Here is a 22,670-nt window from a genome sequence, read left to right on the forward strand (position 1 = left end):
TTATATTAATGTTTTATAGCGGTATTAAAAAACATATATTTTTTTCTCGGGATATTTTCTAAATTCCAGTTTGATAGTTTTTGATTGAAATTTATACATCCACTAAACATACTTTGTGTGCTTATAACACTATCAATATTCCAATTGTTTAAATCTTGATTAAATTTTGGAGTTTTTGAAAAAGGAATTTTGAAAATAGATTCACAAAAAAATGCATATTCCATCCATAATACATTTGAAACATTCCATTTATCCAAAGCTTGATTAAAACTAAAGCAATTTGAAAACATATAACTAATATTTATAACTTTAGTTACGTCCCAATTATTTAGATTTTGATTGAAATTTTCACAACCAGCAAAAGCCGCGTGCATGCTAATGATTTTGCTAGTATTCCATTTATCTAGTGGCTGGTTAAATGTTTTGCAATTGTAAAACATCCCAGCAATGGACTTTAAACTTTTTGTGTCCCAATTATTTAGATTTTGATTGAATTTTTTACATCCATAAAACATTTCATTCATGCTTGTTACATTTGATACATCCCATTCTTCTATACCACTAAAATCTTTTCTTTTGCTATTTTTAAATAAACAATCCATTTCTTGTATATTGCTTACATTGATATCTTTAAGGCTTGTATTTAAATCATTAACTAAGGCTTTTAGTTCGCTTTTGGTTTTTGGATTATACATATGAGCATATTCTTTTTTACCAAAAAGAAAAGATTGTGTTGTATTGTTTTTGTGGTCTTTGAATAATTTCTCATATTGTTTAAAATTTGCCAAAGAAAATATGGATTTGCAACAGCCACTAAACATATTATCTTTGATAGTTATATTTTTTATGTCCCAATTATCAAGTGAATGCATGAAATTTTTACAATTTTCAAACATAGATTTTGAATTTGTAATTTTAAGTGTATTCCATTTATCTAGAGATTGATTAAAACTTATGCAATTATAAAACATTTTAGAAGTTATTCTTAGATTAGATGTATTCCAAGAATTAATATTTTGATTAAATTTTTTACACCCTTGAAACATTTTATGTGTATTAACAAGATTAGATGTATTCCATTTATCTAGAGCTTGATTAAAATTTTCACACCCTTGAAACATTTTAGCCATGTTTTTTACTTTGCTTACATCCCAGTTGTTGATATAGGAATTAAAATTTTTACATCCTAAAAACATCCCTTCCATGTTGTCAACATTACTTGTATCCCAAGTTTCTATACCTATAAATTTTTCTTCACTAATACTACTAAATAAATAGCTCATATCTTGAATTAAACTTGTATCTATATTTTTAAGCGGAATATCTGATAGTATCAAATATTTAAGAGTTTCTTTTGTTTTTGGTTTGTGGATTATCTTTTTTGATTGCAGTTTGAGTAAATACAATATAACTAAAAACACAAGTAAAGTTATAAATAATAAAACCCAATGTTTTAAATAAGCGAAACAAAAAATCAATATAAAAAAGATTATTATTGTAATTTTATTTTTTAATGTCATTGTTTTTGCTTTCTATGGGTTTTAAATAACTTTCTTTAATCAAAAGATTTACTGTATCTTTAAACATAGGTAAAGCACTTTGTGCGGCATAATAACTATAAGCTTTGGTAGGATGTCTTACTAAAACTCCAATGGTGTAGGTATTTTTCTCATCATTTGCAAAGCCAAAAAACGAGGCATTATAGCGATTTGAAGTATAGCCTTTTCTTTCAGCAATCCTAGCTGTACCCGTTTTTCCACCTATAATGATACCTTGAGTTCGTGCTTTTTTACCGGTTCCTTTTTCTATAACATTAATTAAAATTTGCTGCATTTCTTTGGCAGCTTTGCTTGAAAGAATTTTTTCTTTCTTAACTTCATCATCAAGTTTTATTAAGCGCCCATCTTGATAAATTTTATTTGCAATTTGTGGGGTGATGTAAATTCCATCATTGTTAAATACATTATAAGCAGCTAAAAGTTGTATAAAAGTTGTTTTCAAGCCATAACCATAACTTAATACAGATTTTTCAACTTCTCTTAATCTTTTTGGATTTGGTATTTCTCCTTTTTGCTCATAAGGAAGATCAATACCGCTTTTTTCTCCAAAACGAAAAATTCTAAGTCCTGAGATGATTTCAAGATTACTTAATCTTTGGGCAATTTTAATCATACCGACATTTGAAGAGTAAGTAATAACTTCTTCCATGCTCATTTTATTTTTTTTGTGATCATCGCGTATGGTAAAACGACCAAGTTTGTATTGTCCACCTTGAGTATCAATGATTTCATCAACTTTGATTTTATCAAGCATTAATGCAGTGGTAAATATAAAAGGTTTTATAACAGATCCTGCTTCATAGCCATATTCTATGGCACTTGCATTGAGTACAGATAGATCTTTTCCGCGATTTTGCGGATCATATCTTCTTGAGCTAGCAAGTGCTAGAATTTTTCCGCTTTTGCTTTCCATGATGGCAACTATAATTTCATTGGCTTTTAGATCTTCATTTCTTTTATCGATAGCTTTTTCTAAACCTTTTTGAAGTTTTAAGGAAATATTTAAGTATAAATTACAACCATCTATTTTGCGTTGTTCATAAGAATGCAAATTTAAGATAATATTACCACCTATATCTCTTAAACCTTGAATTTTAGCATTTTGCAAAGGATTTAAACATTCATTATAGTATTTTTCCAAACCTTTTATGCCGACATTTTTAAAAATTTCACTTTGCTCATCCATATAGGTTCTTGTGTAGCCTATGATTGGAGTAAGTGAATCTTTTGGCATATATACACGATCTTCTTTGTGTTCTATAATATCAAGCCCTCTTGTCTCCACTCTGCCATTATTATTTGTGAAGGATTTAAAAAAACCTTGAGTATAAAGTTTTTTAGCTAGTTCTTTTAAATAACTTGCGTCTTTTGAGTTAATATCTTGGAGTAAAATAAAATTATAACTCCTTTTTTTCTTTGCAAGCATTCTTTTTTTTATATCTTGCATTTGTTCATCACTTGCGCCACTATAAATTTGAAAAAGAGTTAAAAACAAATCCTTTTTATCGGGATTTAAGCTCCTTAGATCAATTTCAGCTCTATAAATTTGCCTACTAGAAGTTACGGTAAAATTATCGCTTGTGATGATATTACCTCTAAGAGCGGAAAAATATTGTTCTTTTTGAGTATTTGGTATATGGCGTTTTGAGGTTAGAAAAAAAGTAGAAAGTAAAAATAAGGCCATAAAAAACAGAGCCATACAAAAAGCAAAAGCTACTTTTGAAACCCTATTTCTAATGGTGTTTGAAAGCATATATTAAATTTGAGTTCTTGAAATTTCTTTATATGCGTTTATAGCCTTATTTCTAACTTCAAGCATAAATTTCATACTTGATTCAGCTTTGCTAATCGCAATTGCAGCTTGATGTAAGTCTTTGACTTCGCCTGTTGCAATGTCTACCATAGCAGCTTCGGCGGTTTCTTGAGTTTTATTAAGATCGTTGATGGAATTTTTTAATAAACTCGAAAACTCATCTCCTATGTTGCTTGTGTTGTTATTATTGTTTTTGTTATTAACATTGTTAAATTGATTTATACCATTAATAGTGTTCATTTATTAACCTCTTAGTAAATCTATCGCACTTTGTGCTATAGTTTTGGTGTTAGTAAAGGCACTTACATTAGCTTGATAAGCTCTTGTTGCTTCTATTAAATCGGCCATTTCAATAACAGGATTTATATTTGGATAAGCAACATAACCTTGTTCATTCGCATCTGGATGAGATGGGTCAAATTTCATACGAAAATCTTTATCATCTCTTACAACTTTATCAACTACTACGCTCATTATAGCAGGTTTTGCATCTTTTTGTGAAGCAGGATCGTTTAAAGGATTTTCATATTCTAAAAAATTATTATCTTTAGCTATTTGCTTGTTTAGCAATTCATTAAAATCAGTTGCTTTGAAAATCACTTCTCTTCTTCTATATGGACCACCTTCTGCTGTTCTAGTAGTATTAGCATTAGCTATATTTGAGCTAATTACATTCATTCTAAAGCGTTGAGCACTAAGTCCATATCCACTAATATCAAAATCACTTAAATAAGCCATTATTTTTCTCCTAGCCTAATTTAGAGCTTGTTTCTATGATGGTTGAAAAAATATTACTTTGTCTTCTTAAAACACCATCTAAAGCAGAAATCATCATAGTATTTTTGCTCATTTCAGTAGTTTCTACATCAAGATCTACTGTATTTGCGTCATTTCTTGCCAAATGTCCATCTCTTAAATAAATAGTTGATTTATTAGGATCTGGAAATTTCCAAGGTTTTTGATGATTTGTATTTGTGCTTGCTAATTCAAGCTCTTTAGTATCTTTTTTTTTGAAAATTTCATTTGCTCTATCAACTAAAGCAGTTTCAAATTCTATATCTCTTGCTTTATAAAAAGGAGTATCAACATTTGCAAGGTTAGAATTAATCATTTGACTTCTTAGATTTCTTCCTGCTAAAGCATTAACAATAAGTTCTTTTGACTTAAAAGGGCTTATCATAATTTTTCCTTTAAAATAAAGCTTTTATAGACTAAAAGCAAAAATCATTCCAAAATATTTATGCAATTTTATTTATGTATAAGTATATCTTTTTATAGTAAATTTTTGAAATTTTTAAAGCCACTTTCAAGTGAAACTTTTTTTTCTAGTGTTTTCAAAAAATCTTTTTTTGTCATTTCTTTAGCACCCATAAATTTTAAATGCTCATTAGGCACTTGACAATCTATTAAAAAATCATATGGTTTTAAAAGCTCACAAAGTCTTATTAGGGCTACTTTTGAGGCATCTTTTTTAAGACTTATCATACTTTCACCAAAAAATATTTTACCTATTATAAGTCCGTATAAACCGCCGATTAAAACATCATTTTCATAAACTTCAACACTATGAGCTAAATTTTGCTCAAAAAGCTTTGTATAAACCTGTATAAATTCTTGACTTATCCAAGTTTTTTTTCTTTTTGCGCAATGACTTATAAGCGAGTTAAAATCAAAATTAAGTCTTATTTCATAAGTTTTTAAAGATTTTTTTATGCTTTTTTGTATGCGCACTTCATCAGGTAAAAGCACCATTCTAGGAGAAGGACACCACCAAGTAACAGGATTGCTAGTCCATGGAAAAAGCCCTAAGCTATAAGCATGAGGTATAAAATCTACTTCTAGTTTTTCACTAATAAAAACAGGCGCATCATCAGGGCTTTTTAAAAGTTTAGAATACAAATTCAATTTTTTCATTTTTGGAAAGTTTGAGTTTTAATTTACCGCCATTTTTTAATTTTCCAAATAAAATTTCATCACTTAATCTCTCGCCTAATTCTTCGGCAATAATGCGTTTTAATAATCTTACTCCAAATTCTTTATTATTAGTTTTTTTAGCAAGAAATTCTTTTACTTTTTTATCAGCTTCCATGGTGATGTTGTTTAAATTTTTTGCCATTAAATCTAGTTCTTTTTGAACGATTTGTTCTAAAATTTCTTGACTTAAGTCATTAAAATGAATGATTTTATCTATACGGTTGATAAATTCAGGTGCGAAGAAATCTTTTATGGCTTTATTACTTTTTTCTTTATCACTGCTTAAAAAACCAAGCTCATTACTTTCTTTGAGACCTAAATTTGAAGTCATAATGATAATAGTATTTTTAAAATCAGCTTTTAACCCACTATTATCTGTTAAACTTGCATTATCAAAAATTTGTAAAAAGGTATTAGTTAAATCAGGATGAGCTTTTTCTATCTCATCAAATAAGACCACGCTAAAAGGATTTTTTCTAATACTATTACTAAGCAAGCCACCATCTTCATAACCCACATAACCTGCTGAAGTTCCTATGAGTTTGCTCACATCATGTTTTTGTGAGTATTCACTCATGTCAAATCTTTCAAGATTAAGGTTTAAAATTTGTGCCAAATTTTTTGCAAGTTCGGTTTTACCAACTCCACTTGATCCGGTAAATAAAAACACGCCTTTTGGGGTATTTTTGCCTTTTAACCCCGCATAGCTTTGTTTTAAAATAGAACACAAAGCTTTAATGGCTTCATCTTGTCCAAAAATATTTTGTTTTAAGTTTTGCTCTAAATTTTTTAAGATTTTACCTTGATCACTTTCATAAATTTTATGAGAATGTGTCATTCTTGCTAAAGTATTTTCTAAATCTTTTATTTTTACTATTTTTTTACTTTTTTTATCTTCTAAAGCAAAGCTTGCGCCAAGTTCATCGATTAAATCAATTGCACTATCGGGTAAAAATTTATCATGTAAAAATTGTTTTGCTAGTTTTATACTTGTTTGTAAAATTTCATCACTGATTTTGATTTTGTGAAAATTTTCATATTTGCTTTTTAAGCCTTGCAAGATCAAAAAACACTCTTCTTCACTTGGCTCATCTATATCAATTTTTGCAAATCTTCTACTTAGAGCTTTGTTTTTATCAAAGGTATTTTTGTATTCTATGAAAGTAGTTGCACCTATGCATTTGATGTTGCCATTACTTAATGCAGGTTTTAATAAATTTGACATATCTGCATGACTTTCATTGCTTGCACCGGTTCCTACTATGGTGTGAATTTCATCTATAAATAAAATAGCATTAGGGATATTTTCTAATTCTTTAATGATATCTTTTAACCTTTTTTCAAAATCACCCCTATATTTTGTCCCCGAAAGCAAGCTTGTCATATCAAGGCTATAAATTTTTGAGTTTTTTAAATGTTTTGGCACTTTTTCTTCAGCTATAGCTAGCGCTAACCCATCTATAATGGCACTTTTACCAACACCTGGTTCACCAACTAAAATAGGATTATTTTTCTTACGACGGCTTAGAATTTGCATCATTCTTTCAAGTTCAAATTTCCTACCTATAACAGGATCTATTTTGCCTTTTTTTGCAAGCTCAACTAGCTCTATGGTATGGGTTTTTAAATTTTCAAATTCAGCATTTTGTAACAATTCTTTTATTTTTTCTTCTTCTATTAGGTGTTTTTTTAAGATATTATAAGAATAAGCTTTTTCTTCTTTGCAAAGTGCAATGATAAAATCAATCACACTTGTTTGATTTTTTGCATTTAGCTTGTGTAATATATTTTCCAAGATCACAGAAAAAATAGGTTCTATTTCTTTTTTTAAAATTTCATTATTTTTAGCTAGATAATTTTTTAATTCATTTTCAAAGCCTTGTAAATCACCATCTCCGATTTCTTCAAGTAGATTTTTAAAATCATTGCTAAGCTTAACTAAAGCAAAAAGTAAATGCTCACAAGTGATAAATTCATGATGATTGATAAAGCTTAAATGTCTTGCATTTGGTATAAATGAGTCAATCAATTCTTTATATTTCATTGTTCTTCTATCCTTGTTTGGAGTGGAAAATCATTATTTTTCGCTGCCATGTCAACTTGCTGTTTTTTGCTAAGTGCAATTTCTTCTGTGTATATGCCACAAACTCCGCTTCCTTGATGATGGATTTCAAGCATAATTGCACTTGCTTTTTCAAAATCATGATGAAAAATATTCATTAAAATTTCAATTACAAAATCCATGGTGGTAATATCATCATTTAAAAGCAAAACCTTAAACATTTTAGGTTCTGCTAGTTTTTGTTGTTCTAAAATTTCATTTTTTAGACTCATTTAATATCCTAGTAATATCTTCTTGCATAATCTCAGTAGAAACTTTTCCAAGATAATATTTCACATAACTTTTTGAGTCTTTATTCCAAAAATCTGTTAGATCTTGATAATTTCCATCTTTTAAAACTACTTTAAAAGGAAGTTGTTCCATGCTTTGATAGTTGATATCTTTTAATGCTTGTGCAACAATTCTATCATTTTCTTTAGAATTGCTTAAGAAATAATACGCCCCATATTTAATGGCAAAATCTTTTACAGCTTGATCGCTAACATTTTCAAAATGACTTAGTCCTATGATGATAAAACTGTCAGCATTTTTTTGCCACAAACTTGTTAGATGAGTGGCTTCTTCTTGACAAGGTGTGCAAAAGGTTCCAAAAAAATCAAACATCAAAATTTTACTCTCTTCACCTTTTACTACAAAACCATTTTGTGTTCTTACTAGGGTTTTCTCACCACCATTGACACTTTTTAAAAGAATTTCATCACCCATTTTATACTCAGCAAATGCAAATTCATTTTCGATTTTTTCTTCACTTGAGCAAGCACTTATTAAAAATGCAAAAGCAAATGTAAAAAACAAATAAGTAAATTTTTTCATCAAAATCCTTTTTTAATAATGATTTTTCATAGCAGCTCTTGCTTCAAGATCTGCTTGTTTTTTCTTTAAGCTTTCTCTTTTATCGTGTAAGTTTTTTCCTTTGGCTAAGGCTATTAAGACTTTTGCTTTATTTTTTTCATTAAAATAAAGTTCTAATGGCACTATAGTAAAGCCTTGGGTGCTAATTTTACCAAAAAGCCTATCGATTTGCTTTTTATGCATTAAAAGTTTTCGCGCACCTTTTTCATCATGCTTATAAAAAGAATGTGTAGTGCTAAGATGAGAAATATGAGCATTAAGTAAGAAAATTTCACCTTTGATAATACGCACAAAAGAATCTTTCAAATTTGCTCTACTAGCTCTTAATGCCACTACTTCAGAACCTTTTAAAACAATACCTGCTTCAAATTTTTCCAAAATTTCATAATCAAAAAAAGCTTTTTTGTTTTTTACTATAGTTTTTTTCATCATTTAGCCTTAAAAACTCCACTTCCACTTCCACTTAAAAAATAAGCCTCATTAAGAAAAGTTTGCATTTTAGGATAAATTTTTACACAAGGAGCAAATAAGTCGTTTAAATCAGTATTTTTATACTCTAAAATTTCACTTGTTTTAAGTGTTTTGAGTGTTTTGGCTAAATTTAAATTCGCTGTTAAATCATATGAACTTTCATCAAATGCTTTATATACTTTTGCACTTGAGCATTCAATAACTGGAAAAGTAAAATCAAGTTGGGCAAAATCATCTTCAAAATATTCTACAATCTCGCCACACCCGCTAACATTTGCACTATTATATCCGCTTAAAAAAAAGATTAAATCAGAGCCAAGTTTTTGGCAGATTTGTTTAAGTTGTTGTTGATTGAGTTTTAAATTTAAAGTTTCGTTGATCATTAATAAAAATACAACCGCATCAGTACTGCTTCCACCAAGGCCTCCGCCTATGGGAATGTTTTTGATAAGCTTTAAACTTTTGTCTTTAAAAAATTCATTTAATTCATTAGAAAAACCTAAATTTTCTAATTCTTTATAAGCTTTGTGTATGATAGTATCTTGAGTAAAATTTCCAGTGATTTCAAATCCTTCTTTGGTTTTTTCATCACTAAAGCTTAACTCATCAAAAATATTTTTTAATAAAACAAAGCGTGATTGTAATAAATGATAAGATCTTAAATCAATTCCTATGATTTTTAAAAAAATATTAGCTTTTGCGTAAGCTTTCATTTTTTAAGCTTTTTACTCAGATCGTCAAGTTTTATCGTTTCATCACTAATTGCATGTAAATTTTCACTTTTTACTTGCTCGATAAGCTCTTTGCGTAGTATCATTAAAGACTTTGGAGCTTCGATGCCTATTTTAGCATAGCCTTTGCCTGTTTGAACTACTTTGATTTCTATATCATCTCCGATTTTTATACTTTCATTTTCTTTTCTTGATAAAATTAACATTTTAATACCTTATTTAAATAATATTGCACTTGATTATCTTGGATAGAAATGATAGAAAAAAAATCTTTTTCTTCTAAAATATAGCTACCTTCTTCTTGAATTTCCAAATCGTCCAAAAATATTTTTTGTCCATTGTGTAATTTTTGGGGATATTTTATCGTATTTTTTCTAAGATTTAAATAAGCTAAAGGATTTAACTCTTTTTCATTCTCATAAAAAAACCTTCCTTCGCTTAAACGCTCTAATGAGCTTAGTGTGGCTTTAATACCAAGTTTTCTAGCAAATAATTCACAATAAGAGCGTATATAAGAACCCTCGCTAACTGCTATTTCTATGGTTAAAAAGGGGTGGCTATAGTGTAAAATTTTAGTATAAAAAATATCCATAACACAAGGCTTTAAATTGACTTCAAAACCTCTTTTTGCAAGCTCATAAGAGCGCACCCCATCTATTTTTTTTGCACAAAATGCGGGTGGGGTGTAGGTGATTTTACCTAAAAGTTCATTTTTAATTTGTTCTAAAACTTTCTCTTCAAAAGCATTTATAAGATTGATTTCTTTGATATTTTGATTATCAAGGCTTAGTGAATGCGCGCCTAGCCAAAGTGTTGCTTTATAAACTTTTGGATTTTTATCAAAAAAACGAAAAAGTTTTGTGTATTGATCAAAGGCTATAAGTAAAACACCTTTTGCAAAAGGATCAAGTGTTCCTGAAAAACCTGCTTTTTTATTTTTATATTTTTTCTTGAGTTTGCCTAAAAAAGCATTAGAACTCATACCACTTGGTTTGTAAGCTACAAAAAGTTTATTCATATCACTTTTTCCACAAAACTTGACATTATCATTCTTTCTATGCCTCCAAAATTAATCGTGAGTTTTTCTTCAGCACCTATTTTACTTACCCCAGTGACTCTGCCTATGCCAAAAATTTTATGTTTGATTAAATCGCCTTTTTTGTAGCAATTTTTTTGATGATCTAGTGTTAATTCTTTTTTGATTACATTACTCTCGCCAAAAAATCTACTTTTTTCTAATCTTGTGCGACTTCCTTTATAAAATCTAGAATTAGCATAACTTAAATAAAGTTTTTTCTTGGCTCTAGTGATTGCTACATAGGCAAGTCTTCTTTCTTCTTCTATATTACTTGATTCGCTAGTGAGTGGGAAAAATCCTTCTTCTAAACCTATGATAAAAACATAATCAAACTCAAGTCCTTTGCTTGCATGAATACTCATAATACAAATACTTTCTTTATCAAGTCCATCTTGCTCATTAAGTAAAGAAATTTCATTTAAAATATCATCTAAGCCATTATAATTTCCATGAGTAATTTTATCTTTTAAATTAGCATAAAGTTCATCTATATTTAAAAGTTTATCTTCACCCTCTGGATTATCTTTGTAAAATTCTTTGATTTTAAATTCTTCTTCTAAGGCTAAAATCATTGCAAGCAAATCATCTTTTTCTTTGATTTTGTGTATGCTTAGTATGAATTTTTCTAACTCTTTGTCTGTTTTTTTACTAAAAAAACCACTTCCTTGCAAAGCACATAGACTTTCAAATAAAGACAAATGATTTTCTTTAGCATAATTTTCTAGCTTTTCTAAACTTGCATTACCAAAGTTTCTTTTAGGGCGGTTGATAATGCGTTTAAAAGAATAATCATCATTTAAATTTGAAAGCAATCTTAAATAAGAAATAATATCTTTAATTTCAGCTCTTTCATAAAAACGAATTCCACTTAGCAATTTAAAAGGAATTTTTTCTTTGCTAAAAGCTTCTTCAAGAGCACGAGATAGGGCATTTACTCTATAAAGTATGGCTATTTCACTAGGATTAATCCCCGAGTTTAAAAGTTTTGAAACTTCTCTTGCAACCTTAAAACTTTCAATTTTTTCATCATCATTTTGTAAAATTGTAATTTCTTCGCCCTCATCTTTGGTACAAATCAAAGTTTTTCCTAGTCTTTTTCTATTATGCTCTATAAGCTCATTTGCAGCTTGCAAAATAGCGCTAGTTGAGCGATAATTTTGCTCTAGTTTGACTAATTTTACATTGTTAAATTGTTCTTTGAAATTTAAGATATTTTCTATTTTAGCTCCACGCCAACCATAAATACTCTGATCATCATCACCCACCACGCAAATGTTTTCATGAGACACGCAAAGTTTTTTTAGAATTTGATATTGTAAGGCATTGGTATCTTGATACTCATCTACTGTTATATAGGTATATTTTTGACTTTGCTCTTGTGCAAATTGTTCATCTTCTAAAATTTTATTAGTTAGCATGAGTAAATCATCAAAATCCATGAAATTATTTTGGATTAAAAAATGCTCATATTGCTCATATAAATGAATGATTTCTTCGTAATTTTTGTTTTTTTCATCTTTTAAAAATTCTAATTCTTTGCGTATTTCTTGAGCGCTTTTGCTTTGATTTTTAAAATTTGAAATATAAGCACCTATGCTTGCTAAAGAGCTTTGCAAATTTTCGCTAGCTAAATCTTTTAGTATTTTCTTTTTATCATCTGTATCAATAATGACAAAATTATTTGCTCTATTAATTCTTTCGCTATAAAGTCTTAAAAATAACAAACCAAATTTATGAAAAGTACATAAAAGGGGATTGTGTAAATTTTGATCTTGCAAAAGTGCTAAGGCTCTTGTTTTCATTACATTAGCAGCTTTATTTGTAAAGGTTAGCGTGAGGGTATTTTGTGCAGGAATACCCACATGATCGATTAAATAGGCAAGTCTAGTGGTAATGGTTTTAGTCTTTCCACTACCTGCACCTGCTAGTATTAGCATAGCTCCATCAATATGCATGATAGCTTCTTTTTGGCTATCATTTAAACCTTCAAAAAAACTCATTTTTTAAAAAAATCTTTATTGTTAGGATTATTTAAAAAAGCATTCATAGATTTTTCTTTTAATTTTTGATCATTTTGCTTTTTGAAATAGTTTGAAAAATTAACAAAAATGATATTATCTTCAACTTGAATTTGAGTAATTGCTCCCAAATCTACTTTCACAAAGGTTGCAAAATCATCAGGTCCAAAACCTGCATGAAATTCTATATGCTCATTTGTTAAAACTATAGATTTAAAAGTATAACCGCCAAGTGCAAAAAGACAATAAGGATTTTTACTCACTACATCTAATTCTGGTGGCAAAGGAGGTTCTAGTGTAACAAATTTAGTATTTACAATGATATTAAACTCAATATCTTCTTGAATTAAAATTTGCAAGCATTCATAAATGCTTTTTTGCATTAAACTTATAAAATTTCTATTATTTAAAATTTTATCAATCATTGCTTAGCCTTAAAAATTCATCTACTAGTATCCTAACTTGCTCTAAGCCTATATTCCAAAATTCATCACTTTCTATATCAAAGCCAAACATAGCTACAAGTTCTTTTGGGCTTTTGCTTCCCCCACTACTTAAAAACTCAATATAAATTGAAGTAAAATTAGAGCATTTGCCACTTTTATATAGACCATAGAGTGCTAAAACTAAAAGTTGTGCATAAGCATAAGCATAGCAGTAAAATGGAGAGTGTATAAAATGTGGTATATAAGAATACCAAAGGCCATAATTTTTGGTTAAAATTACGCTATCTTGAAACATTTTTCTTGATTCTTCAAGCCAAATTTCACTTAGTTCTTGAGCGCTTAGCTCTTCTTTTTTAGCATGAAATCTGCGTTCAAAAGTAGTAAAATTAATTTGTCTATAAAGAGTAGCAAAAATATCTTCAATTTTTGCTGCATATAAAGATAAAAGCTCTTCTTTGTCTAAATTTTCTTTAATATAGTCAAAAATCAACATTTCCGCAAACACTGAAGCAGTTTCTGCTGTAGTTAGAGGTGTATCTTGATTTAAAAAACTTACTTTATAAGAAAGTTTTTGATGTATAGTGTGGCCTAGCTCATGTGCCAGGGTGAAAAGATCGCGTCTTTGGTTGGTATAGTTTAAAAGTATGAAAGGATGGCTTAGCGGCGTGCTTGAGTGAGAAAAAGCACCACTTTGTTTAAATTCTTTAGGATAGATATCAATCCAATTATTCTCAAAAGCTTCTTTTGCTATCATATAAAAATCTTTAGAAAATTTTTCAAAGGCTTTTAAAACGATATCCTTTCCTTGATCAAAATCAACTTGCATTTCTTTTCCAATAGGTGCATAACGATCATAATCTTTTAGCTTTTTATACCCTAGAATTTTTTTCTTTGCATTATAAAATTTAGAAACAATATCAAAGCTATTCTCGCTAGCGCTAATAAGTGCATCAATACTTTTTTTAGAAATTTGATTTCTTATGTGTCTTGGAGTTTCAGGACTTTCATAAGATCTTAACTCACAAATGCTAGCAAGTTCACTTTTAATCATATTAAAAATATATACTAAAAGCTTGTTTTGTTTTTTTAAAGTTTTACTAAAGCATTTTGAAGCTTTTTTTCTAATGCTTCTATCTTTATCATAAAGCTTGCTTAGAATTTCTTCCTCGCTTAATTTTTGTCCTTCAAAATTAAATTTTAAAGCACTAAAGGTTTCATCAAATAATCTTGCAAATGCATTTGAACCTGTACTTGATAGAGCTAGGATAACTCTTTCTTCTTTTTTAGAAAGATTGTGTTTTTTGTTTTTGATAAGATTATTTAAATAAAACTCATAATCTTTGCAAAATGTGATGAAAGTTTTACTTTTTTCTTCTTTTAACTCACAAAATTCAAGTTCAAAAAATAAAAGATTTTCTTCTATTTTTTTACTTAAATTTTCATATTTTGCATAAAAAGCACCTTTGGTAGTATCTTGAGCAAAATTTAAATACACATAGGTTAGTATGTGAGAAAGTTTTAAGATTAATTCTTCATAGTTTTTTAAAGCTTGTAAAAATTGTTCATTGCTTAAACTATGAAGATTATTTTCATATTGTTTTTTAAATTCACAAGCTTCATCTTGGGTTTTTTGTAAAAAAAGATTTAATTCTTGCTCATCTTTAAATAATGTACTTAAGTTCCAATTTTGCATGATTTTAGCTTTCTAAAATGAGTTTTTTTAATACAGCCATTCTAATGGCAACACCATTTTTAACTTGAGTTAAAACCTTACATCTTTTATCAGACATTACTTCATCGCTAATATCGATATTTCTATGTACAGGACCAGGATGTAAGATAATGAGATTTTTATCTTTTATTAAATCTTTGCTAATACAAAAATCATTTGCATAATCTTTAAGCGATGCATAGGTTGGAATATTGTGTCTTTCAGTTTGTGTTCTAAGGCTCATGATAATATCTACATCATCAATAACTTCTTTTAGTTTATTTGTTTTTTTAATAGGATAATTTGGCATAAAATGAGGTGGGGCTACTAGGGTAATGTCTATACCAAAACGAGGTAATAATTCTAAATTTGAAGCAGCAACGCGTGAGTTTTTAATATCTCCTACTATGGCTATTTTTTTACCTTTGACATTATAATCAAAATGCTCCATTATGGTAAAAAGATCAAGTAAAGCTTGGGTAGGATGAGCGTGTTTACCATCACCTCCATTAACTATAGGACAATGAGTATAATTTGCTAAAGTATGAGGCACACCTGAGTTTTTGTGTCTAACTACAATAGCACTTGGTGCCATTGCATCTAAATTTGCAGCAGTATCAAAAAGTGTTTCGCCTTTGCTTGAACTACTTCTTGAAACATCTAATTTTAAAACTTTAGCACCTAGTCTTCTTGCGGCTGTTTCAAAGCTTGATTGAGTGCGTGTTGAATTTTCAAAGAAAATTGTTGTAACACTTTTTCCTTCTAAAAATGTACGCGGTTTTTCATCCAAAAATTCTTTTGCTTCTTTAAATAAAGCCAAGATTTCATCATCGTTAAAATCTTTTGTAGTAATTAAATGCCTCATAAGTCCTCCTTAAATTTTTAAATTAAGCTCATTATCTGAACAAATAGCACTAAATAAAACATCTGTTGAACTATTTAAAGCTGTTTCAACGCTATCTTGGATAACCCCTATGATAAAACCAACCGCAACTACTTGCATAGCTATGTCATAATCAATATTAAACAAAGAGCAAGCAAGTGGTATAAGTAAGAGCGAACCTCCAGCAACCCCGCTAGCTCCACAAGCTGCAAATGCAGCTAAAACACTCAAAAGCATAGCTTGTAAAAAATTTATTTCAATACCTACTGTGTGAGCTGCCGCAAGACTTAATATGGCGATAGTTACAGCTGCCCCTGCCATATTAATCGTAGCACCTAGTGGAATAGAAATGCTATATAGGTTATTATTGATATTTAATTTGGAGCAAAGTGCCATATTTACAGGAATATTTGCTGCAGAACTTCTTGTAAAAAATGCAAAAACAGCACTATGTTTTAAACAAATAAAAATCAAAGGATAAGGATTTTTCTTTGTATAAGCAAAGACAATTAAAGCATTAATCACAAAAGCTACAAAAAACATAGTCAAAACTAAAATTATTAATAATTTAACATAACTTAAAAGTCCTGCTGCTCCTGTTTGGGCAACTGAATTAGCCACAAGTCCAAAAATTCCAAAAGGAGCAAGCTTGACTATAAATTTAACAATTTTTAATACACCCTCGTTTATATCAGTAAAAAGTTGTTTTGCATCATTAGAGCAATGTCTTAGAGCAAAACCTCCACCAATAGCCCAAGCTAATATGCTTAAATAATTTCCTGAAGATAAGGCATGGATCGGATTGTCTACTACTTGAAATAGTAAGGTTTTAAATACTTCACCTATATGTGCAGGGCTTGCAGTGGAAGCTTTTTCAACATTGGTTAATATTAATTCTACAGGAAAGACAAAACTTATACTAACTGCGCTTAAAGAAGCTAAAAAGGTTCCAAAAATATACAAGAAAATAATGTGTTTTATTTTCTCACTTCCATGATTAAATTCTTTTGTGCAAATGGTTGTTAAAATTAAAATAAAAACTAAAATTGGTGCTATAGCTTTTAACGCACCTGTAAATAAAGCACCAAAAATATTTGCAAAAATAGCTAAATCTTTAGAAAAAATACCTACTAAAATTCCTAAAACAATACCTATGCAAATTTGTAAAATAAGATTTCCATCTTTATAGCGTTTGATTGCATAAGAAAATAAACTCATTTCTTACCTTTTTTGTAGTGATAAATTTAAATTTATTCTAGCAAAGTAAAGCTTAAATAAGCTTTTTGATTTTTAAGTTAGCTTGTGTTAAAATAAAGCTAGAATTTTTTATGATAAGGAATATAAAATATGTATTTATTTACTTCTGAAGTTGTTAGTGCAGGACATCCTGATAAATGTGCTGATATTATAGCTGATTCTATAGTTGATGCCTTTTTAACTCATGATAAAGACTCAAGGGTTGCTAGTGAGGTTTTTGTAGCAGGAAATAAAGTAGTAATTGGTGGTGAGATTAAATCAAAATATAAACTAGAAAAACAAGATTATGAAAATATTGTAAAAAAAGCTCTAGCAGATATTGGTTACAATGGAAATCCGCATTTTAGCAAAAAACAATGTTTACACCCTGATGATTTAGATGTAATGGTATTTTTAAATGAGCAAAGTCCTGACATCAATCAAGGTGTTGATCAAGAAGATGGAGAGATTGGAGCAGGTGATCAAGGTATAATGTTTGGTTTTGCAAGCAATGAAGCAAAAGAATATATGCCAGCAGCTATTTCTTATGCTAGAATGCTTTGTGATAAAGTATATGAGTTTGCAAAAAACAATCCTGATAAACTTGGAGTAGATATTAAAACTCAAGTTACAATTGATTATGCAAATAAAGAAAATTTTGAAAATTGCAAACCTCAAAGTATCCATACTATTGTAGTTTCAGCTCCTTGTGTTGAAAGTATGAAAATAGAAGATTTAAGAGCTTTGGTAATGGATTTGATTTTGGATTCAAATTTACCAAAAGAGCTTTTTTGCCCAGAAAAAACAAGAATTTTAATCAACCCAACGGGAAAATATGTAAATCACAGCTCATTGCATGATAGTGGTTTAACAGGAAGAAAACTTATAGTAGATAGCTTTGGTGGCTATGCTCCAATAGGAGGTGGTGCACAATCTTCTAAAGACTATACTAAGGTTGATAGAAGTGGGCTTTATGCTGCAAGATGGCTTGCTAAAAATATCGTAGCAGCAGGGCTTGCTAAAAAATGTATAGTACAACTTTCTTATGCTATAGGTGTGGCTAAACCAACTTCTGTAAGTGTGGATTGCATGGGAACAAATACAAGATTAAATGATGATATTTTAAGTGATTTTGTGATGAAAACTTTCCCATTAACTCCAAATTGGATTAAAAATAAATTCAATCTTGATAAACCAAGTAAAGATACTTTCATGTATGCTGATGTAGCTGCTCGTGGTCAAGTGGGTCAAGCTGATTATCCTTGGGAAAAATTAGACGCACTTGATGAATTTAAGGCATTATAAAATGAAGCTTTTAAGCTTCATTTTGCTTTAAAAATTTTTCTTTTATCTTTAAAATCAATACTTCTTTTGGCTTAATTACTGCATTTTCTTTTCCATTAACTGCATGATATATACTTACATTATAATTATTTGCATAAAAACGCATTAGAAAATTTTGTAATTTATACTCACTTGAAAAATTAAACCAAGCATTGTTTGAAATAGCGATGATGATTTTTGAGTGTTTGTAAAGTTTTTCTTTTGTAGCTTCAAAGCAGATAGCATTAGTGATGAGCTGATTATTTAGAGTGTATTGATTTAATTCTTTTCCTTTTGAAAATTCATCAATATTTAAAAGATATTTTTTAAAAAAGTTTTTAAATATAGGAATTTCTTCTCCAAAAGGTACAAGATAATGTTTGTTAAAAACTTGTATGTTGCCATTATTAAATACATAAGTACTATTGTATAGATGATTAGGTGTAGTGCTTATAGCACCTGCAATGATGATGATTTGTTTTGATAAATCTTTTAAGACTTGTAAATAACTTGGTGCTTTATTTAATGCAAAAGCAAAAGCAGTTTCAGGAAAAATAATTGCTTCTTTACCTTCTTTTATAGCCTTGTTGATTTGGTAAAATATATCTTTAGAATGAGTTTGTAAATTTTCTTGTATGAATTTTTGATCTTGAGAGATATTAGTTTGGATTAATTTATAGTCTAAATTTAGTGTTTGTGATTGTTTTTGATTATATTGAGCTCCGATTAGAATAAGGATTAGAATAATTGCTATTTTATAATATCTTGAAATATATTTTTCATAATAAAAATAAGCAATCAAAAACATAGCTATAATACCTTGGTAACTTGCATCAAAGATTCCATATACACTTAAAACACCCCAATTTAGCCAATCAAAGCCAAAAGGATGAATAAAACAAAGTAAAAAAATTCCACAAAGCCTTAAAAAATCATATTTAAGAAAAAAACATATAAAAAACAAAAATCCATAAATTAATCCAATTAAGATAATTTCTAAAGGAATTAAATAAGCTAAATTAAAATAAATTGATGATAAACCTATCCACCAAAACCACAAAATTCCTATAAAAAAACCGGTGTAAAAATATCCTGCTTTACTTTTGTTTCTTAGTAATAAAATTAAACCATATATGCTTAAAAATGGTGAGATAAATTCGAAAAGTAAATTTTCAAAAAAAGAAAAATAAATAAAATTTGACAATAAAAGTGCAGAAAAAAAGGCTTTTATTATTTTAAAAGTGGTAGAATTAGAATTTATGAACTTAAAAAAAAGGGGAAGAAATGGCAGAAAACGGAAATATTTGGACTTCATTGTTGCCTCTCATTGTGCTTTTTGCGATTTTTTATTTTTTGGTTATTAGACCACAACAAAAACAAGCAAAAGACCATAAATTGATGGTTTCATCTTTAGAAAAAGGAGATAAAATCATCACAAATGGTGGGATAATTTGCGAGGTGGTAAAACCAGAAGAGGATTTTATCAAAGTTAAGCTTAATGATGAAAATGTAGTTGTAAAAATTTCTAGAGATTTTATAGCAAAGAAAATTGATGTGTAGTGGAAAAATTACTTATAGAAGTATTATTTTCTTTGTAGTTTTTCTTATAGGGCTTGTTTTTTCTATACCTTCTTTTATGCAAACCCAAAGTGGTGCTAAGATTAACCTAGGACTTGATTTGCAAGGTGGTTTGCATATGTTATTAGGTGTAGAAGTGGGAGAGGCGGTTAAGTCAAAGGTTAAATCCATAGCTTCTTCTCTTAGTTATTCTATCAATAAAGAAGATATTATTGTTGATAAAATCAAAGTAAATGATACTAGTATTGAATTTAGTTTATTGGATGAAAATGATGTAGCTAAGGTTGATTTGTTGTTAAAAGACATTAAAGGCTTGGCTATTACACATGAAAATTTACACTACACACTTTCTTTAACCCAAGAAGAAATTAAATTAACTCATGAGCAAGCTATTTTGCAAGCTGTAGAAACAATTAGAAATAGACTTGATCAATTTGGTCTTGCAGAGCCAAATGTAGCAAGATCAGGTGAGGATAAAATTTTAGTCGAACTTCCAGGTATTAAAACTGCTGCAGATGAGGCTAGAGCTAGAGAACTTATTGCAAAAGCTGCACATTTGCAATTAATGGAAGTAGATGATGTTAGAATGGATCAGGTAAATAATCTTACTCCAGCTCAGGCTGCTGAATATGGAGATTTAATTTTTGAAGATGCAAAAAATCCTCAAATTAAATATCTAGTAAAATCTATACCTATTCTTGATGGTTCTATGCTAACAGATGCAAAAGTAGGTTTTGCACAAAGTAATAATCTTCCTGTTATTAATTTTACCTTAAATTCAGAAGGTGCTAAAAAATTTGGAGACTATACAGGAAATAATGTAGGTAAACGCTTAGCTATAGTTTTAGATAATAAAGTATATTCAGCTCCAAGAATTAATGAAAGAATAGGTGGAGGTAGTGGCCAAATTAGTGGTAGCTTTACTGTAGAAGAAGCTCATGATGTGGCCATTGCTTTAAGAAGTGGAGCGCTTTTAGCACCGGTTAAAATGCTTGAAAAAAGAAGTGTTGGACCATCTTTGGGTGCTGATAGTATTAAAATGAGTATGATAGCCCTAGCAGGTGCTTCTATATTAGTTATTGCATTTATGGTGATGTATTATGGTATAGCAGGAATTTTTGCTAATATTGCTTTAGTGGCAAATATTTTAGTGATTATTGCTGTAATGGCTATGTTTGGTGCAACCTTAACTTTACCTGGTATGGCAGGACTTGTGCTTACTGTAGGTATGGCAGTAGATTCTAATGTTATTATTAATGAAAGAATTAGGGAGTTATTGCGAGAGGGTGCTAGTATAAGGCAAAGTGTTGAAAATGGTTATAAGCATGCAATGAGCGCGATTTTAGATTCTAATATTACTTCGCTTATTACTTCAGTGGTGCTTTATGCTTATGGAACAGGTGCGGTAAAAGGTTTTGCGGTGACTTTGAGTATTGGGATTTTAGTTTCGATGATTACTTCTATTGTTGGAACTCATGGTATGTTTGAAATGTTTATGAACCGTATGGAAAAAAGCAATAATACAAGATTATGGTTTGGATATAGGAGACCTTAATGCAATTTTTTAGTCAAAAACATGTTTATGATTTTATGAGAATGAGATTTGCAGCCATCTCTTTGTCTTTTATTTTATTTTTTGGTTCTATTTTTATCCTTTTTACTAAGGGTTTAAATTTTGGTATTGATTTTACCGGTGGAACTTTGGTACAACTTCAATATGAGCAAAAAGCACCCTTGGCTGAAATTCGCAAAGCTTTAGCTATCAATGAAAATTTAAAAGGAGCTAGTGTTACCGAATTTGGTAGTGCTAATGAAGTTATTATTCGTTTTTCAGGAAGTAGCGATAGCTTGGGAAGTGATATTGGAGTAAGTATTGCAAATTTGTTAAAAGATACAGGTAAATTTGAAGTGCGCCGCGTGGATGTAGTAGGTCCAAAAGTAGGAGATGAACTGCGTAATAAAGGTCTTATGGCAGTTGGAATTTCTTTGATTGCTATTTTGATTTATTTGGCAGTGAGATTTGAATGGCGTTTTGCTATGGCTTCTATTGTGTGTGAAATTCATGATATAGTCATTACTTTAGGTGCTATTGCATTATTTGAAATAGATGTAAATTTAGATATTTTGGCGGCTGTTTTAACTGTGCTTGGATATTCTTTAAATGATACGATTATTATTTTTGATAGGATTAGAGAAGGTGTTAAAACAAGTAAAAATTCAAAACTTGATTTAATTATTAATGAATCAGTTTCTGCAACTTTATCAAGAACTACTTTAACAACGGGTTTAACTTTAATCACTGTTGTAGTGCTTTATTTCTTTGGTGGATCTATGATAGAAGGTTTTGCTCTAACTATGATAGTGGGTATTGTGGCAGGTACTGCAAGTTCTATATTTGTAGCAAGTCCAGCACTTTTATGGTTCAAATTTAGTGTTACGCAGTATCGTCAAAAAGAATTAGAAAAAGTAAAGAAAAAACAAGAAAAAGAGAAATTAAGAGCGATGTATGAAAAAGGAACGGTGTAAAAATGAATTGGGGTAAGGTTATTTATATCTTTTTTGCTCTAATGAGCTTAACTACAACCGCAGGATTTTTATATGATCAAAATGAAGTTGCATTATTTATTGCAGCTTGTGTGAATTTAATTTCTACTTTATTGAAAATCGGAGTTAGAAATTTCTTAGCAGCTGAATTATTTGCTAGTTCTTTAGTGGCTGATTTGCATTTAATTCCAGCTTTTGCTTTAATACAAATTAATCCAGAAGCTAATGTTATGGTTTATACTTTAGCAATTGGTGCTTTGATAGCTAATATCTTTTCAATGATTTTAGTTATAGTTGATTCAGTAAAAAGTCAAGAAGAAAATTAGGAGTT

The 22,670-nt window shown here is 29.3% G+C and carries 24 protein-coding genes; 5 read left to right on the forward strand and 19 right to left on the reverse strand.

Annotation, left to right across the window (positions count from 1 at the left end; translation table 11 throughout):
- Positions 1–5: 5 nt before the first annotated feature.
- The 18 genes from L8W40_RS00115 to sstT all read right to left on the reverse strand — a co-directional run bounded on the left by L8W40_RS00115 (position 6) and on the right by sstT (position 16,876).
- Positions 6–1,337 carry a BspA family leucine-rich repeat surface protein gene (locus tag L8W40_RS00115; protein WP_263664366.1) on the reverse strand — a complete coding sequence of 444 codons (1,332 nt, stop codon included), beginning with the start codon at positions 1,335–1,337 and terminating at the stop codon, positions 6–8.
- 166 nt (positions 1,338–1,503) lie between these two features.
- Complete coding sequence (locus L8W40_RS00120) at positions 1,504–3,312, reverse strand: peptidoglycan D,D-transpeptidase FtsI family protein (protein WP_263660141.1); 1,809 nt, start codon at positions 3,310–3,312, stop codon at positions 1,504–1,506.
- Positions 3,313–3,315: 3 nt separating this feature from the next.
- On the reverse strand, positions 3,316–3,612 hold the full coding sequence (fliE, locus tag L8W40_RS00125; protein ID WP_133318690.1) for a flagellar hook-basal body complex protein FliE: 297 nt from the start codon (positions 3,610–3,612) through the stop codon (positions 3,316–3,318).
- A 3-nt stretch (positions 3,613–3,615) separates the two neighbouring features.
- Positions 3,616–4,110, reverse strand: coding sequence for a flagellar basal body rod protein FlgC (gene flgC, locus L8W40_RS00130; protein WP_263664367.1), 495 nt, complete (start codon positions 4,108–4,110; stop codon positions 3,616–3,618).
- 10 nt (positions 4,111–4,120) lie between these two features.
- On the reverse strand, positions 4,121–4,552 hold the full coding sequence (flgB, locus tag L8W40_RS00135) for a flagellar basal body rod protein FlgB (RefSeq protein ID WP_263664368.1): 432 nt from the start codon (positions 4,550–4,552) through the stop codon (positions 4,121–4,123).
- Positions 4,553–4,644: 92 nt separating this feature from the next.
- Entirely contained in the window at positions 4,645–5,286 is a 642-nt protein-coding gene (gene aat, locus L8W40_RS00140) for a leucyl/phenylalanyl-tRNA--protein transferase (protein ID WP_263664369.1), read from the reverse strand.
- A complete protein-coding gene (locus L8W40_RS00145; RefSeq protein WP_133318694.1) occupies positions 5,261–7,390 on the reverse strand; it encodes an AAA family ATPase in 2,130 nt (709 codons plus the stop codon). The genes aat and L8W40_RS00145 overlap by 26 nt, the downstream gene beginning before the upstream one ends.
- Entirely contained in the window at positions 7,387–7,680 is a 294-nt protein-coding gene (locus L8W40_RS00150) for an ATP-dependent Clp protease adaptor ClpS (protein WP_220566880.1), read from the reverse strand. Before L8W40_RS00150 ends, L8W40_RS00145 begins: the two co-directional genes overlap by 4 nt.
- On the reverse strand, positions 7,664–8,281 hold the full coding sequence (locus tag L8W40_RS00155) for a TlpA family protein disulfide reductase (protein ID WP_263664370.1): 618 nt from the start codon (positions 8,279–8,281) through the stop codon (positions 7,664–7,666). The genes L8W40_RS00150 and L8W40_RS00155 overlap by 17 nt, the downstream gene beginning before the upstream one ends.
- Positions 8,282–8,293: 12 nt before the next feature.
- Complete coding sequence (gene smpB / locus L8W40_RS00160; protein WP_039668585.1) at positions 8,294–8,749, reverse strand: SsrA-binding protein SmpB; 456 nt, start codon at positions 8,747–8,749, stop codon at positions 8,294–8,296.
- Positions 8,749–9,504 carry a 4-(cytidine 5'-diphospho)-2-C-methyl-D-erythritol kinase gene (locus tag L8W40_RS00165; protein ID WP_263664371.1) on the reverse strand — a complete coding sequence of 252 codons (756 nt, stop codon included), beginning with the start codon at positions 9,502–9,504 and terminating at the stop codon, positions 8,749–8,751. The genes smpB and L8W40_RS00165 overlap by 1 nt, the downstream gene beginning before the upstream one ends.
- Positions 9,501–9,728, reverse strand: a complete 228-nt coding sequence (gene csrA, locus L8W40_RS00170; protein WP_012661763.1) for a carbon storage regulator CsrA — start codon at positions 9,726–9,728, stop codon at positions 9,501–9,503. The genes L8W40_RS00165 and csrA overlap by 4 nt, the downstream gene beginning before the upstream one ends.
- Positions 9,722–10,540 carry a tRNA pseudouridine(55) synthase TruB gene (gene truB, locus L8W40_RS00175; RefSeq protein WP_263664372.1) on the reverse strand — a complete coding sequence of 273 codons (819 nt, stop codon included), beginning with the start codon at positions 10,538–10,540 and terminating at the stop codon, positions 9,722–9,724. The genes csrA and truB overlap by 7 nt, the downstream gene beginning before the upstream one ends.
- Entirely contained in the window at positions 10,537–12,600 is a 2,064-nt protein-coding gene (locus L8W40_RS00180) for an ATP-dependent helicase (RefSeq protein WP_263659034.1), read from the reverse strand. Before L8W40_RS00180 ends, truB begins: the two co-directional genes overlap by 4 nt.
- Complete coding sequence (locus tag L8W40_RS00185; protein WP_263664373.1) at positions 12,597–13,043, reverse strand: hypothetical protein; 447 nt, start codon at positions 13,041–13,043, stop codon at positions 12,597–12,599. The genes L8W40_RS00180 and L8W40_RS00185 overlap by 4 nt, the downstream gene beginning before the upstream one ends.
- Positions 13,036–14,757, reverse strand: coding sequence for a M3 family oligoendopeptidase (locus tag L8W40_RS00190; protein ID WP_263664374.1), 1,722 nt, complete (start codon positions 14,755–14,757; stop codon positions 13,036–13,038). The genes L8W40_RS00185 and L8W40_RS00190 overlap by 8 nt, the downstream gene beginning before the upstream one ends.
- 4 nt (positions 14,758–14,761) lie before the next feature.
- Positions 14,762–15,640, reverse strand: a complete 879-nt coding sequence (locus L8W40_RS00195) for an aspartate carbamoyltransferase catalytic subunit (RefSeq protein ID WP_263664375.1) — start codon at positions 15,638–15,640, stop codon at positions 14,762–14,764.
- Positions 15,641–15,649: 9 nt separating this feature from the next.
- Entirely contained in the window at positions 15,650–16,876 is a 1,227-nt protein-coding gene (gene sstT, locus L8W40_RS00200; protein WP_263664376.1) for a serine/threonine transporter SstT, read from the reverse strand.
- Positions 16,877–17,005: 129 nt separating this feature from the next.
- On the opposite strand from sstT, the gene metK reads away from it, so the two are divergent.
- Positions 17,006–18,199: a methionine adenosyltransferase gene (metK, locus tag L8W40_RS00205; protein WP_133318704.1), complete on the forward strand. Its 1,194-nt coding sequence runs from the start codon at positions 17,006–17,008 to the stop codon at positions 18,197–18,199.
- Between the two features lie 10 nt (positions 18,200–18,209).
- On the opposite strand, the gene L8W40_RS00210 is transcribed toward metK, so the two are convergent.
- Positions 18,210–19,532, reverse strand: coding sequence for an apolipoprotein N-acyltransferase (locus L8W40_RS00210; protein ID WP_263664377.1), 1,323 nt, complete (start codon positions 19,530–19,532; stop codon positions 18,210–18,212).
- On the opposite strand from L8W40_RS00210, the gene yajC reads away from it, so the two are divergent.
- Genes yajC through L8W40_RS00230 form a run of 4 tightly spaced genes read left to right on the forward strand, consistent with a single transcriptional unit; the run spans position 19,502 to position 22,665 of the window.
- Entirely contained in the window at positions 19,502–19,777 is a 276-nt protein-coding gene (gene yajC / locus L8W40_RS00215) for a preprotein translocase subunit YajC (RefSeq protein WP_263664378.1), read from the forward strand. The genes L8W40_RS00210 and yajC overlap by 31 nt on opposite strands.
- Complete coding sequence (gene secD, locus L8W40_RS00220; RefSeq protein WP_263664379.1) at positions 19,770–21,350, forward strand: protein translocase subunit SecD; 1,581 nt, start codon at positions 19,770–19,772, stop codon at positions 21,348–21,350. Before yajC ends, secD begins: the two co-directional genes overlap by 8 nt.
- Entirely contained in the window at positions 21,350–22,321 is a 972-nt protein-coding gene (gene secF / locus L8W40_RS00225; RefSeq protein WP_133318706.1) for a protein translocase subunit SecF, read from the forward strand. The genes secD and secF overlap by 1 nt, the downstream gene beginning before the upstream one ends.
- A gap of 2 nt (positions 22,322–22,323) precedes the next feature.
- Positions 22,324–22,665, forward strand: coding sequence for a DUF6394 family protein (locus L8W40_RS00230; protein WP_133318707.1), 342 nt, complete (start codon positions 22,324–22,326; stop codon positions 22,663–22,665).
- Positions 22,666–22,670: the final 5 nt, after the last annotated feature.

Source organism: Campylobacter sp. IFREMER_LSEM_CL1846 (genome assembly GCF_025772105.1).
Taxonomy (GTDB): Bacteria; Campylobacterota; Campylobacteria; order Campylobacterales; family Campylobacteraceae; genus Campylobacter_D; species Campylobacter_D lari_D.

Coding starts and splice junctions, on each gene's coding strand:
- L8W40_RS00120 (WP_263660141.1), bottom strand. CDS start 3,312: ATGCTTTCAAACACCATTAGAAATAGGGTTTCAAAAGTAGCTTTTGCT.
- fliE (WP_133318690.1), bottom strand. CDS start 3,612: ATGAACACTATTAATGGTATAAATCAATTTAACAATGTTAATAACAAA.
- flgC (WP_263664367.1), bottom strand. CDS start 4,110: ATGGCTTATTTAAGTGATTTTGATATTAGTGGATATGGACTTAGTGCT.
- flgB (WP_263664368.1), bottom strand. CDS start 4,552: ATGATAAGCCCTTTTAAGTCAAAAGAACTTATTGTTAATGCTTTAGCA.
- aat (WP_263664369.1), bottom strand. CDS start 5,286: ATGAAAAAATTGAATTTGTATTCTAAACTTTTAAAAAGCCCTGATGAT.
- L8W40_RS00145 (WP_133318694.1), bottom strand. CDS start 7,390: ATGAAATATAAAGAATTGATTGACTCATTTATACCAAATGCAAGACAT.
- L8W40_RS00150 (WP_220566880.1), bottom strand. CDS start 7,680: ATGAGTCTAAAAAATGAAATTTTAGAACAACAAAAACTAGCAGAACCT.
- L8W40_RS00155 (WP_263664370.1), bottom strand. CDS start 8,281: ATGAAAAAATTTACTTATTTGTTTTTTACATTTGCTTTTGCATTTTTA.
- smpB (WP_039668585.1), bottom strand. CDS start 8,749: ATGAAAAAAACTATAGTAAAAAACAAAAAAGCTTTTTTTGATTATGAA.
- L8W40_RS00165 (WP_263664371.1), bottom strand. CDS start 9,504: ATGAAAGCTTACGCAAAAGCTAATATTTTTTTAAAAATCATAGGAATT.
- csrA (WP_012661763.1), bottom strand. CDS start 9,728: ATGTTAATTTTATCAAGAAAAGAAAATGAAAGTATAAAAATCGGAGAT.
- truB (WP_263664372.1), bottom strand. CDS start 10,540: ATGAATAAACTTTTTGTAGCTTACAAACCAAGTGGTATGAGTTCTAAT.
- L8W40_RS00180 (WP_263659034.1), bottom strand. CDS start 12,600: ATGAGTTTTTTTGAAGGTTTAAATGATAGCCAAAAAGAAGCTATCATG.
- L8W40_RS00185 (WP_263664373.1), bottom strand. CDS start 13,043: ATGATTGATAAAATTTTAAATAATAGAAATTTTATAAGTTTAATGCAA.
- L8W40_RS00190 (WP_263664374.1), bottom strand. CDS start 14,757: ATGCAAAATTGGAACTTAAGTACATTATTTAAAGATGAGCAAGAATTA.
- L8W40_RS00195 (WP_263664375.1), bottom strand. CDS start 15,640: ATGAGGCATTTAATTACTACAAAAGATTTTAACGATGATGAAATCTTG.
- sstT (WP_263664376.1), bottom strand. CDS start 16,876: ATGAGTTTATTTTCTTATGCAATCAAACGCTATAAAGATGGAAATCTT.
- metK (WP_133318704.1), top strand. CDS start 17,006: ATGTATTTATTTACTTCTGAAGTTGTTAGTGCAGGACATCCTGATAAA.
- yajC (WP_263664378.1), top strand. CDS start 19,502: ATGGCAGAAAACGGAAATATTTGGACTTCATTGTTGCCTCTCATTGTG.
- L8W40_RS00210 (WP_263664377.1), bottom strand. CDS start 19,532: ATGAAGTCCAAATATTTCCGTTTTCTGCCATTTCTTCCCCTTTTTTTT.
- secD (WP_263664379.1), top strand. CDS start 19,770: ATGTGTAGTGGAAAAATTACTTATAGAAGTATTATTTTCTTTGTAGTT.
- secF (WP_133318706.1), top strand. CDS start 21,350: ATGCAATTTTTTAGTCAAAAACATGTTTATGATTTTATGAGAATGAGA.
- L8W40_RS00230 (WP_133318707.1), top strand. CDS start 22,324: ATGAATTGGGGTAAGGTTATTTATATCTTTTTTGCTCTAATGAGCTTA.